This is a genomic window from Streptosporangium sp. CA-135522 (assembly GCF_050949235.1).
GTDB lineage: Bacteria > Actinomycetota > Actinomycetes > Streptosporangiales > Streptosporangiaceae > Streptosporangium.
The window spans coordinates 2,199,873-2,212,470 of record NZ_CP192026.1 but is presented as its reverse complement, the minus strand read 5'-3'; the positions used below and the strand labels follow the sequence as shown (position 1 = coordinate 2,212,470).

The 12,598-nt window shown below is 68.7% G+C and carries 7 protein-coding genes; 2 read left to right on the top strand and 5 right to left on the bottom strand.

What is annotated here, in order from left to right; all coding sequences use genetic code 11:
* Nucleotides 1-23 precede the first annotated feature (23 nt).
* Complete coding sequence (locus ACQPYK_RS10625; RefSeq protein WP_433253646.1) at nucleotides 24-1,529, bottom strand: CoA-acylating methylmalonate-semialdehyde dehydrogenase; 1,506 nt, start codon at nucleotides 1,527-1,529, stop codon at nucleotides 24-26.
* Nucleotides 1,526-2,827, bottom strand: coding sequence for an aspartate aminotransferase family protein (locus ACQPYK_RS10620; protein WP_433253644.1), 1,302 nt, complete (start codon nucleotides 2,825-2,827; stop codon nucleotides 1,526-1,528). Before ACQPYK_RS10620 ends, ACQPYK_RS10625 begins: the two co-directional genes overlap by 4 nt.
* A gap of 553 nt (nucleotides 2,828-3,380) precedes the next feature.
* On the opposite strand from ACQPYK_RS10620, the gene ACQPYK_RS10615 reads away from it, so the two are divergent.
* Nucleotides 3,381-4,088 carry an alternative oxidase gene (locus ACQPYK_RS10615; RefSeq protein ID WP_433253642.1) on the top strand — a complete coding sequence of 236 codons (708 nt, stop codon included), beginning with the start codon at nucleotides 3,381-3,383 and terminating at the stop codon, nucleotides 4,086-4,088.
* Here ACQPYK_RS10615 and ACQPYK_RS10610 read toward each other — a convergent pair.
* The gene (locus ACQPYK_RS10610) at nucleotides 4,056-5,570 is read right to left on the bottom strand and encodes an MFS transporter (protein WP_433253640.1); all 1,515 of its coding nucleotides are present in this window, start codon (nucleotides 5,568-5,570) and stop codon (nucleotides 4,056-4,058) included. The genes ACQPYK_RS10615 and ACQPYK_RS10610 overlap by 33 nt on opposite strands.
* A 55-nt stretch (nucleotides 5,571-5,625) precedes the next feature.
* Here ACQPYK_RS10610 and ACQPYK_RS10605 point away from each other — a divergent pair, with 55 nt between their 5' ends.
* Nucleotides 5,626-6,411, top strand: a complete 786-nt coding sequence (locus tag ACQPYK_RS10605) for a TetR/AcrR family transcriptional regulator C-terminal domain-containing protein (RefSeq protein WP_433253638.1) — start codon at nucleotides 5,626-5,628, stop codon at nucleotides 6,409-6,411.
* A gap of 214 nt (nucleotides 6,412-6,625) precedes the next feature.
* Here ACQPYK_RS10605 and ACQPYK_RS10600 read toward each other — a convergent pair whose 3' ends face one another.
* The gene (locus tag ACQPYK_RS10600; RefSeq protein ID WP_433253636.1) at nucleotides 6,626-11,125 is read right to left on the bottom strand and encodes a HAMP domain-containing protein; all 4,500 of its coding nucleotides are present in this window, start codon (nucleotides 11,123-11,125) and stop codon (nucleotides 6,626-6,628) included.
* Nucleotides 11,126-11,386: 261 nt separating this feature from the next.
* Nucleotides 11,387-12,490 (bottom strand): EamA family transporter, encoded by a 1,104-nt coding sequence (locus ACQPYK_RS10595; protein WP_433253634.1) that lies wholly within the window; start codon nucleotides 12,488-12,490, stop codon nucleotides 11,387-11,389.
* Between the last annotated feature and the right edge of the window lie 108 nt (nucleotides 12,491-12,598).

Genomic DNA, 12,598 nt, shown 5'->3' with positions numbered 1-12,598 from the left:
CGCGGGGCCGCATCGCACGAGGACTACTTGTTGGTCGGGAATCCCAGGTTGACGCCGCCGTGGCTCGGGTCGAGCCAGCGTGAGGTGACGACCTTGCCACGGGTGTAGAAGTGCACGCCCTCGGTCCCGTGGACGTGGGTGTCGCCGAACAGCGAGGCCTTCCAGCCGCCGAAGCTGTAGAAGGCCATCGGCACCGGGATCGGCACGTTGATGCCGATCATGCCGACCTCCACCTCGTTCTGGAAACGCCGGGCGGCGCCCCCGTCGTTGGTGAAGAGCGCGGTGCCGTTGCCGAACTCGCCGCCGTTGATCAGCTCCACTCCCTCCTCGTAGGAGGACACGCGCACGATCGCCAGGACCGGGCCGAAGATCTCCTCCCGGTGGACCCGGGAGCCGGCCGGGACGTGGTCCAGGACCGTGGGGCCGAGCCAGAAGCCCGGGCTGTCGGCGGCGCTCTCTCCCCCGAGGACCGGGGTCTGGCGGCCGTCCACGACGAGCTTGGCGCCCTCGGAGACGCCCAGGTCGAGGTAGGAGGCGACCTTGTCGCGGTGAACCTCGGTGACGAGGGGGCCCATCTCGGAGGCGGGGTCGTCGCCGGGGCCGATGGTGAGCGCGGAGACGCGGGAGACGATCTTGTCCACCAGCTCGTCGCCGACCGGGTCCACCGCCAGCACGACGGAGATCGCCATGCAGCGCTCACCGGCCGAACCGAAGCCCGCCGACACCGCCGCGTCGGCCACCAGGTCGAGGTCGGCGTCGGGGAGCACGAGCATGTGGTTCTTGGCGCCGCCCAACGCCTGGACCCGCTTGCCGTGGGAGGTGGCGGTCTCGTAGACGTACTTGGCGATGGGCGTGGACCCGACGAACGAGACGGCGCGCACGTCCGGATGCTCCAGCAGCCGGTCCACCGCCACCTTGTCACCCTGGACGACGTTGAAGACACCGTCCGGAAGCCCGGCATCCTTCCAGAGGGAGGCCATCAGCAGCGAGGCCGACGGGTCCTTCTCGGAGGGCTTGAGGATGAAGGCGTTGCCCGCGGCGATCGCGATCGGGAACATCCACATCGGCACCATGGCGGGGAAGTTGAACGGGGTGATCCCGGCCACGACGCCCAGCGGCTGGCGGATCGAGTAGGAGTCGACACGGGTGGAGACGCCCTCGGAGAAGCCGCCCTTGAGCAGGTGCGGGATGCCACAGGCGAACTCCACGACCTCCAGGCCGCGGGCGACCTCGCCGAGCGCGTCGGAGTGGACCTTGCCGTGCTCGGCCGAGATGAGCCGGGCCAGCTCGTCGCGGTTGGCGTACATCAGCTCGCGGAAGCGGAACAGCACCTGCGACCGCTTGACCAGCGAGGCGTCCCGCCAGGCGGGGAAGGCCGCCACCGCGGCGGCCACGGCCGTGTCGACCTCGGCCGTGGAGGCCAGGTGAACCTGCCCGCTGACCTCGCCCGTCGCCGGGTTGAAGATCTCGGATGTGCGTCCGGCGCCCTCGGCGGGGGCTCCGTTGATCCAGTGGGTGACGTTCTTCACGACGAGACGACCTCAGCGTTGATGACTTCGAGCGCGTTGACGATGATGCCGAGGCCCTCGGCGGCCTCGTCCATGCTCAGGGTGAGCGGCGGGGCCATGCGGATCACGTTGCCGTACAGGCCGCCCTTGCCGGCGAGCAGACCGGCCTTCTTGGCCTCCTCCATGAACCGGGCCGCGAGTGCCGGGGAGGGCTCGCCGGTCGCGGGGTCGACCAGCTCGACGGCGAACATCAGACCCTTGCCGCGGACGTCGCCGACGATCGGCAGGCGCGGTGCCGCCTCGCGCAGGCCGTCGATGATCAGGGCGCCGGTCCGGGCGGCGCTCGCTTGCAGGTCGTGGTCGAGCACGTAGTCCAGCGTCGCGTTGGCGGCGGCCATGGAGATCGGGTTGCCGCCGAAGGTGGCCAGGCCGACCGCGTGGAGACCGTCCATCAGGTCGCCCCGGGCCACGACGCCGCCGACCGCGAAGCCGTTGCCCAGGCCCTTGGCGAAGGTCATCATGTCGGGGGTGACACCGTGGTTCTGGATGCCGAAGAACGCCGAGCCGGTCCGGCCCCAGCCGGTCTGCACCTCGTCGGAGATGAACAGGATGCCCTGCTCGTCGAGGACCTCCTTGTAGGCGGCGAACAGCCCGTCGGGGGCCATGGTGAAGCCGCCCACGCCCTGGATCGGCTCGGCGATCAGCGCGGCCACGTCGCTGGAGACCGCGGTGGAGAGCACGTGGCGCAGGTCGTCCACGCAGGCCGCGATGTAGTCGGTGTCCGACAATCCGCGGAACTGGGTGAGGTGCCGGTCGGCGCCGTGCAGGAAGTGCGCGTTCAGCGGCGACAGCGAGTTGTTCTTCCAGGCGCGGTTGCCGGTCACGCCGACCGTGCCGAAGGAGCGGCCGTGATAGCTCTGCCGCATCGCGAGCACCTGGTCGGACTTGCGCGCGTAGGTGGCCAGCAGCAGCGCGGTCTCGTTGGCCTCGGTGCCGGAGTTGGTGAAGAAGACCTTCGCGTCCTTGATGCCGGACAGCTTGGCGATCTTCTCGGCCAGCTCGACCTGGCCGCGGAGCAGGTAGACCGTGGAGGTGTGCACGACGCCGGTGGCGAGCTGACGCTCGACGGCCTCGCGCACCTCGGGCACGTCGTAGCCGATCATGTTGGTCAGGATGCCCGCGAAGAAGTCGAGATAGCTCTTGCCCGACGCGTCGACGACCCGGTTGCCCTTGCCGCCGACGATCTCGATGGGCTCGTTGTAATAAAGGGCCACCCAGTTGGGCATTACCGCCCGGTGGCGCGCGAGAAGGTCCGACATGTATCGAGTATCGCGGTTCGCAGCGACCACTCCTACCGCCAACATGTCGGCATATGGCCGCCTAACCCATCACATTGTAATTATGGGGCTCTTTCGGCGCATCGAGCCGTCCCGTCGGACCGGAGAGCCGTCCTGTACGGCTTGCGCCCAGCGACGGTTGGCGCAAGCCGTACAGGACATCGGGCGGAGCACCCCCCAGGTTCCCCGCCCGAGCATCGGGGGTCAGGCGAGCGCGGAGAACCGCGCCCGCAGCGGGCGGCCGGCGGCGAACCCGGTCGATGTCGAGCGACACACGAATTCATCGTCACCCAATTTTCCCACTAAAGCAATCTGAAATATATGAATATTTGCGGTCTTCACGAGGCCGCTCTCCCCGCCCCGGCTTCCCCGACCCCTAGGGGATGTCCCGTCCTCCCGGCGGGGGAGCGCCGTGACGGCGGCTACTCCCATAGAGGCACCGCACTCGCCTCCCCCCGGCTGACGACCGGCGGGGGTCTCCTCCTCCACCATCGAAGCATCGCGAATCGAGCCACCCGACGAGAGGCGATCCGAGATGACCGTCACGATCGACCGCCCCGAAGCCCCGGCCGGGCCGCCCAAGCTGAACCGCCATCAGCTCAAAGTCGCCCAGCGCGAGACGCTGGACTCTCCCAGGATGGAGTACGGCCTGCTCGCCAAGATGATGTTCAAGCCCGTCGACCTGCTCTACGGCAAGGAGGGCTCCTACACGAAGTTCGCCATGCTGGAGATCATCGCCCGCGTGCCGTACCAGGCCTGGGAGCGCGTGGGCTACTGGGCGCTCCACCGCCATCACGGCAGGTCCATCCTGGCCCGGCGGGTCTTCGAGCGGATCGTGGAGGCCCGCGCCGAGCAGGACAACGAGCAGTGGCATCTGCTGATCGTGCAGGATCTGGTCCAGCGCAACGGCGACCGGCAGAACCGGCTGCTGCACAAGGTCGCGCCCTGGTTCATCGCGTTCTTCTACTACCACGTGTCATGGTTGCTGTTCGTGATCCGGCCCGAGCTGAGCTACCGGCTCAACGCCGAGTTCGAGGACCACGCCGAGCACGAGTACATGACGTACGTCGCCGAGCACCCCGAACTCGAGTTCCAGCCCGACCCGGGCACCTACGCCGCCGAGTACGGCCGCTACGCGTCGGTGGCCGACCTGCTCCGCCAGATCGGCCACGACGAGCGGACGCACAAGCTCGACAGCCTGGAGAACCTCTCAGCTCCCCGTCTCCACCATGCCCGGTTCTGAGACCGCGGCCGCGGGAACGGGAGCGGGACGCAACATCGTGAGCGCCAGCGCGGCCGCCGCGAGGGTGAAGCCGACTCCCACCCAGGAGCCGAACGACATGGCCGAGACGAACGCCTCCTTCGCGGTCCGCGCCAGCGCCGGGTCTCCCAGCACGAGCGCCCCGCCGATGGAGCCACGCGCGGCGGCCGGGGCCTCGGCGGGCATCGCAGAGGTGTAGACCCCGGCGAGCACGCTGCCGAGCACGGCGACGCTCAGCGCCATGCCCACCTGCTGGACGGTGTCGTTGAGCGCCGATCCCACACCGGCGTGCTCGGGCGGCACCGCGCCCATCAGGGTCGCGTAGGCCGCGGGCCCGGCGAGACCGCCGCCGACGCCCATGAGCATCAGACCGGTGATCATCAGGCCGTACCCGGTGTCGGCGGTCATGAAGGCGAGCACGCCGAAGCCGAGGGCCATCACGGCCAACCCCACCGCGACCAGCGTGCGGTTGCTGACCTTCTGCCCCAGCCCCGCGCCCACGGCGTTGAAGAGCGCGGCACCCACGGCGTAGGGCAGCAGCGCCAGACCTGCCCGCATGGGGCCGTAGCCCAGCACGAACTGCAGATATTGGGTGAGCATCAGCAGCAGCGCGCCCGTGCCGAACGACAGCAGCACGATCGAGAACGACGACCCGCTGAAGTTGCGGTCGCGGAAGAGCTCGAGCGGCAGCATCGGACGTTCGGCCCGCCGCTCCCAGAGCACGAACCCTCCCAGTGCCAGCACCGCCAGCACCGCGGCGATCAGCGTCTTGGCCGACGTCCAGCCCGCGCCCGGCGCGGAGATGACGACGAAGACCAGGGCGCCCATGCCGACGGTGGACAACAGCACGCCGATCGGGTCGAGCCGCCGGGCCGGGCCTCGCGTCTCGGGCATCAGCAGCAGGGCCGCGATGACGGCGACCACGGTGATCGGCACGTTGAGCAGGAAGATCGAGCCCCACCAGTAGTGCTGCAGCAGGAAGCCGCCCAGCGTGGGACCGGCGATCACGCCGACCATGGCGACCGCGCTCCAGGCGGCGATGGCCTTGCGGCGCTCGCTCTCGTCGAAGACGGTGATCAGGATCGACAGGGTGCTCGGCATCAGGATGGAGCCGCCGACGCCCATCAGCGCGCGGGCGGCGATGAGCTGCCAGGGTTCGGCGACCAGCAGGGCGATCAGCGAGGCCCCGCCGAACAGGACGAGACCGATGATCAGGAAACGCTTGCGACCGTAACGGTCGGACAGGCTGCCCGAGGTGAGCAGCAGGCCGGCGAAGACCAGGACATAGGCGTCGATGATCCACTGGATCTCCGAGGGACTGGCGCCCAGGTCGGTCATCAGCACCGGGATGGCCAGATTCAGGACGGTGTTGTCCACCACGAGGACCAGCAGGCTCAGGCAGAGCACGCCGAGAATCCACCAGCGTCGGGGATGAGGCTCTGCTCGTACAGTGTTCGATTCCACTCGCACAGTGTACGACAAGCCTCGCACAGTGTGCGAGCTGTTTTATTCTTAAAAGGTGAATCAGCACCTCAGCTCGGTCTGGACCCGCGAGAGCCGTCCCGCCAAGAGCCCGGGACTCAGCCGCGACCAGATCGTGCGCGCAGCCATGGGTCTGCTCGACGCCGAAGGCCTGGACGCGCTGAGCATGCGCCGTCTGGGCGCCCGCCTCGGCTCCGGCGCGACGAGCATCTACTGGCACGTGGCCAACAAGGACGAGCTGCTCGAACTCGTCATGGACGAGGTCCTCGGCGAGGTCCCCCTGCCCGATCCCGACGTGGTCGGCTGGCGGGACGCGGCCTCGGTGTTCGCCTACGGCCTGCGCACGGCGCTCTTCGCGCACCCCTGGGCGGCTTCGCTGATCGGCGCCAGAGCGGCCCTCGGGCCCAACGCGGTGGAGATGTCGGCCCGGCTGCTGCGCACGTTCACACTGGCGGGATTCAAGGGCCTGGAGCAGGACTACGCCTCCTCCGCGCTCATGTCATACGTGCTGGGCGCAACGACGCCCGAGCTCACCTGGCGCAGGATGACCAACGACGGCGAGATGAACGGCCAGGAGCTGCTGGCGGCGCTGAGGCCCATGGTGGAGCAGGCCGCTCGCGACCACCCCGAGCTGGCCGCACGCTACTCGGAGTACTACGGCGCCGAGGTCGACATCGAGACCGTCCGCCTGCTCTGCTTCGACTTCGGCCTGACCTGCTTCCTCGACGGTCTGCAGGAACGCCTGAGGCAGGCCGCCATGGAGCCCGGGGCCACGAGGTTCGGAACGGAGATCCCCCACGAGGCCCGAAACTCCGAGATCTGAAGCAGCGCGAGGGTCGCCCACTGCCGTCCCGTCAGCCGCCCGAGCCTGCCGCGCAGCCCCAGCCAGGCGAGGAACATCGCCACCGCCATCGCGAACCTCAGCATCAGCAGCGTCGTCACCGACATGCCCGCGCCGTAGGCGTAGAACGCGAAGACCGGCATGAGCCCGAACGCCGTCGCCGAGGTCAGCGTCGCGGCGACACCACGTCGTGCCTTCACAGCCCCATCCACTGCTGTATGCGGGCGAGCAACTCCTGAGCGTCGACGGGCTTGGTGACGTAGTCGCTGGCTCCCGCGGCCAGGGTCTTGTCCCGGTCGCCCTGCATGGCCTTGGCGGTCACCGCGATGATCGGCAGGTTCGCGAACCGCGGCATCTTGCGGATGGCGGCGGTGGCGGCGTAGCCGTCCATCTCCGGCATCATGATGTCCATCAGGACCAGGTCGACGTCCTCGTTGCGCGACAGCGTCTCGATGCCCTTACGGCCGTTCTCCGCGTAGAGCACCTGCATGCCGTGCAGCTCCAGGATGTTGGTCAGCGCGAAGACGTTGCGGACGTCGTCGTCGATGACCAGGACCTTACGGTTCACCAATATGGTGTCCACCTCGTCCACCTCCTGCGGCCGCTCGTCGAGGCTGGGCTGGACCAGCGGCAGCACGTGACCGGGCTCCTGGGCCGACAGATGCAGGGTGATGCGTTCGCGCAGCTCGTCGAGGCTCGGCAGGATCTCCAGCGGCTGGGTGTTGGAGCGGCCCCTGAGCAGGTTCTCCTGCGGCCGGGTGAGCGTGCGGGTGTGGTGGGCGAGCACCGGTATCTCCCGCAGGGCCGGGTGGTCGTCGAGCCCGCGGAGGAACTCCGCCGCCCCGTCCTGTCCCATGCCCAGGTCGAGCACGATGCAGTGGTAGTCGTCCCTGCCCACGCTCTCCAGGGCGCTCTTGGGATCGTTGGCGGTGGACACCCAGACCGGCCCGTGCGTGCCGGTAAGGTCGGCCCCGACGCTCTCGGCGAGCTGGGACAGCAGCCCGTTGGGCCGGGACTCCACGACCAGCAGACGGCGGCCGTCCCCACTGGACGTCTCGACCGGCGCGACGGCCTGCCGTACCGCGACCGGAGCGGCCGGGCCGACGGCCGCGGGGGTCTCCCTCTCCGTGGTCCTCGTGGCCGTGGTGCTCGGGGTGACGTCCGCGATCGGCAGGCAGAGGCTGAAGGTGCTGCCCTCACCCAGAGCGCTGACCGCCCGGATCTCTCCGTTGAACAGTGCGGCGATCTCGCGGCTGATGGACAGGCCCAGCCCGGTGCCACCGTACTTGCGGCTGGTGGTGCCGTCGGCCTGCTGGAAGGCGTCGAAGATCTGGGAGAGGTTCTCCTTGGCGATGCCGATGCCGGTGTCCACGACGTGGAAGGCCAGGGCCTCCTGGTCCGGGACGCCCAGGAGGTCCATCCTCCCGACCCGCTCGATGCGGAGCTGGACCGAGCCCTCCTCGGTGAACTTGACCGCGTTGGACAGCAGGTTCCGCAGCACCTGCCGGAGTCGCTGCTCGTCCATGAGCAGCTCCTCGGGCACGTCGGGAGCGACGGTGACGTCGAAACGGAGCCCCTTCTCCGTGGTCAACGGGCGGAAGGTCGCCTCGACGTAGTCGAGCAGCTGCCGCAGGGGCAGGGATTCGAGGCTGATGTTCATCTTGCCCGCCTCGATCTTGGAGAGATCGAGGATGTCGTTGATCAGCTGGAGCAGGTCGGTGCCGGCCGAGTGGATGACGTTGGCGTACTCCACCTGCTTGGCGGTGAGGTTGCGGGCCGGATTCTGGGCCAGGAGCTGGGCGAGGATCAGCAGCGAGTTGAGCGGGGTGCGCAGCTCGTGACTCATGTTGGCCAGGAACTCGCTCTTGTACTTGGAGGCCAGCGCGAGCTGCTTGGCCCGGTCCTCGAGCTCCTGCCGGGCCTGCTCGATCTCGCTGTTCTTCGTCTCGATGTCGCGGTTCTGCCGGGCCAGCAGCTCCGCCTTCTCCTCAAGCTCGGCGTTGGAGCGCTGCAACTCCTCCTGCCCGACTTGAAGCTCGATCGCGAGCCGCTGCGACTCGGTGAGCAGCGAGTCGGTGCGGGCGTTGGCGACGATCGTGTTGACGTTGACGCCGATGGTCTCCACCAGCTGTTCGAGGAAGGCCCGGTGAACCTGGGTGAACCGGTTGAGGCTGGCCAGCTCGATCACGCCGAGCACCTGGTCCTCGACGATGATCGGCAACACGATGAGGCTGACCGGCCCGGCCGCTCCCAGGCTGGAGGAGATGGTGATGTATCCGGCGGCGATGTCCTCGACCAGGATGGGACGTCTGGCGAGCGCGGCCTGTCCCACGAGCGAGTCGCCGAAGTCGTAGCGCCGGCCCGTCTCCCGGTGACCGTAGCCGCCGACCACCCGCAGCTCCGCGCCGTTCGAAGTCTCCTCGGCGAGCAGGAACGTTCCGTGCTGGGCGGAGACCAGCGGGGCCAGCTCGTTCATCACCAGCTCGGCCACGACGGCGAGATCGCGGTGTCCCTGCATGAGACCGGAGATGCGGGCCAGGTTGGACTTGAGCCAGTCCTGCTCCTGGTTGGCCAGGGTGGTCTCGCGCAGGGACTTCACCATGGAGTTGATGTTGTCCTTGAGCTCGGCCACCTCGCCGGAGGCGTCGACGGTGATCGACCGGGTGAGGTCGCCGGAGGTCACGGCACTGGTCACCTCGGCGATCGCGCGCACCTGACGCGTCAGGTTGCCGGCCAGCTCGTTGACGTTCTCCGTCAGCCGCTTCCAGGTGCCGGAGACCCCTTCGACCTCGGCCTGGCCGCCCAGCCGCCCCTCACTGCCGACCTCCCGGGCGACACGGGTGACCTCGGCCGCGAAGGAGGACAGCTGATCGACCATCGTGTTGATCGTGGTCTTCAGCTCCAGGATCTCGCCCCGGGCGTCCACGTCGATCTTCTTGGTCAGGTCGCCCTGGGCGACCGCCGTGGTGACCTGAGCGATGTTGCGGACCTGGTTGGTGAGGTTGTTGGCCATCGAGTTGACGTTGTCGGTGAGGTCCTTCCACGTGCCGGCCACGTTGGGCACGCGTGCCTGACCGCCCAGCTCACCCTCGGTGCCCACCTCGCGGGCCACCCGGGTGACCTCGTCGGCGAAGGCGCTCAACGTGTCGACCATGGTGTTGATGGTCTGCGCGAGCGCGGCGACCTCGCCCTTGGCCTCGACGGTGATCTTCTGGGAGAGGTCGCCGCGGGCGACCGCCGTGGTGACCTGAGCGATGGAACGCACCTGGCTGGTGAGGTTGTTGGCCATCGAGTTGACATTGTCGGTGAGGTCCTTCCACGTGCCGGACACCCCGCGCACGGTGGCCTGGCCGCCGAGGTTGCCCTCGGTGCCCACCTCGCGGGCCACCCGGGTGACCTCGTCGGCGAAGGCCGACAGCTGATCGACCATCGTGTTGATGGTCTCCTTCAACTCCATGATCTCGCCGCGCGCGTCCACCCTGATCTTCTGCGACAGGTCGCCCTTGGCCACCGCCGTGGTGACCTGGGCGATGCTGCGCACCTGGGCCGTGAGGTTGTCGGCCATCACGTTCACCGACTCCGTCAGCGCCTTCCAGGTGCCGGAGACGCCCTTGACGTCGGCCTGACCGCCCAACCGGCCGTCGGTGCCCACCTCACGGGCCACCCGGGTGACCTCGTCGGCGAAGGACGACAACTGATCGACCATCGTGTTCAGGGTGTTCTTCAGCTCCAGGATCTCGCCGCGCGCCGAAACGGTGATCTTCTGCGACAGGTCGCCGCGAGCGACCGCCGTGGCCACCTGGGAGATGTTCCGTACCTGGTCGGTGAGGTTGCCCGCCATGTAGTTCACCGAGTCGGTGAGGTCGCGCCAGGTGCCGGAGACGCCCTTGACGTCGGCCTGACCGCCCAGCCGGCCGTCGGTGCCGACCTCACGGGCCACCCGGGTGACCTCGTCGGCGAAGGACGACAGCTGATCGACCATCGTGTTGATGGTGTTCTTCAGCTCCAGGATCTCACCCCGGGCGTCCACGGTGATCTTCTGCGACAGGTCGCCCTTGGCCACCGCCGTGGTGACCTGGGCGATGCTGCGCACCTGGTCGGTGAGATTGCCCGCCATGAAGTTCACCGAGTCGGTGAGGTCGCGCCAGGTGCCCGCGACGCCCGTCACCTCGGCCTGACCGCCCAGCCGGCCGTCGGTGCCCACCTCACGGGCCACCCGGGTGACCTCGTCGGCGAAGGACGACAGCTGATCGACCATCGTGTTCAGCGTGTTCTTCAGCTCCAGGATCTCGCCGCGGACGTCCACGGTGATCTTCTGCGACAGGTCGCCCGTCGCCACCGCGGTCGCGACCTGGGCGATGTCGCGCACCTGGTCGGTGAGATTGCCCGCCATTGCGTTGACCGAATCGGTGAGATCCTTCCACGTGCCGGAGACGCCGGGCACGTCGGCCTGGCCGCCCAGTTGCCCTTCGGTGCCCACCTCCCTGGCGACACGCGTCACCTCGGAGGTGAACAGGGAGAGCTGGTCCACCATGCCGTTGAAGACGGTGGCGATCTCCTTGAGCAGCCCGTCGCCGTCGTCGGGCAGACGGGTGCCGAAGTCGCCGTCGCGCACGGCCGTGAGCCCGGCCAGAAGCTGACGTAGATCCAGCTCTTCCACGCCAGATGCGGCGGACGCCGACCCGCGCCCCGTCATGTCAGAAGTCCCAACCATGTCAACCATCGCGCCCTTCGGCCATGAAAAGGTCAAGTAATCCTATGGCTACAGAGTCAGACACCACCTGCGTGACGCATGAAACTCATGACAGGGCGCCCGCGCTTCACACCTGTGATCTCCCGGAGGCGAGACCAGGTGCCCGCGGAAGCGAGACCGGGTGCTCCCGGAAGCGAGATCGGGTGCTCCCGAGGCGAGACCGGATGCCCGCGGAAGCGAGACCGGGTGCCCGCGGAGAAGAGATCAGCGCGAGAGGCGGACCTCCCACCGGGCGTTCCCGGCACCTTGTGAGCGAGGCTCGGCACCATAGGAGGCGCGCGCCGTATGGAAGCCGAGCCCGGCGTCGGAGTCGTGCTGAGCGTGGCGGGACTCCGTACGGGAGACGGACCCGGCGTGGGAGACCGCCGCCGGGGAGGCTGCGTGGGATCCGGCGTGGGAGGCGGTGCGGGCCACCGCCGTCTGCGCCAGGAGCGCGCCCGCCAGGACCAGGGCACCGCCGATCAGCTGCGGGACGCCGAGCGCCTCGCCGAGCAGACCCCATGCGATGACCACGCTGGCGAGTACCTCGAGCGAGGCGACCGTGGCTCCGACGGCGGCGGTCAGGGCACGCACCGCCGCGATCCCGGTGGCGTAGGCGACCACGGTGCCGACGAGCACCAGCCAGCCGATCGCCAGGGGGGCCGGCAGGGTACGGCCGTCCAGTGTGAGGTCGGTGGCGAGCAGGTGCCAGGGCAGGCGCCACGGCCCGGCCAGCGGGACGAGCACGACGGCCGCCCCGGCCAGTCCCCAGGTGAGCGCCCCGATCGGGTGGATGTCGTCTCCCGCCTTCTGGCTGAGCAGGAAGTACGCGGCGGCGCACACGGCCGTCCCCAGACCCAGGACGAGGCCGAGCCCGTCGAGGCGCACGCCTCGCCATACCTCCACGACACAGGCGAGTCCGGCGACCGCCAGGACGGCGCCGATCGCGGCGGCGCGCGGCAGCCGTGCCCGGCGCACCAGCCGTACCCAGCCCAGTACCAGGACCGGAGACGCGTACTCCAGCAGCACCGCCACCCCCACCGGAAGCCGGGCGATCGCCGCGTAGTAGAAGGCCTGCACCGCGGCGAAACCGACCAGGCTGTAGGCGACGACGAACCGCAGCCGGCTCCGGGGGACGACGAGGACGGATGGCTTGACCAGCGCGGTCACGACGAGCAGCAGGATCGCGGCTCCGGCGAGCCTTACCCACACCACCTGCGAAGACGGCATGCCCGCGTCGATGAGCGACTTGGCCAACGGTCCGGAGAAGCCGAAACAGATCGCGGAGACGGTCGCGAGGATCAGCCCCGTGAAACCCGAACGAGACATATGACTCTCCCCCTCTCGATTCAACACCACCATACCCGCTTTGATGGTGTTGAACAGAGAGGGTGAGAGATCATCGGGCCGCTACCTGCTCAAATGCGGAGACGGTAC

What these genes read in the sequence shown, in the direction of transcription:
- ACQPYK_RS10620 (WP_433253644.1), bottom strand. Translation starts at nt 2,827, where the DNA reads ATGTCGGACCTTCTCGCGCGCCACCGGGCGGTAATGCCCAACTGGGTG.
- ACQPYK_RS10615 (WP_433253642.1), top strand. Translation starts at nt 3,381, where the DNA reads ATGACCGTCACGATCGACCGCCCCGAAGCCCCGGCCGGGCCGCCCAAG.
- ACQPYK_RS10600 (WP_433253636.1), bottom strand. Translation starts at nt 11,125, where the DNA reads ATGACGGGGCGCGGGTCGGCGTCCGCCGCATCTGGCGTGGAAGAGCTG.
- ACQPYK_RS10595 (WP_433253634.1), bottom strand. Translation starts at nt 12,490, where the DNA reads ATGTCTCGTTCGGGTTTCACGGGGCTGATCCTCGCGACCGTCTCCGCG.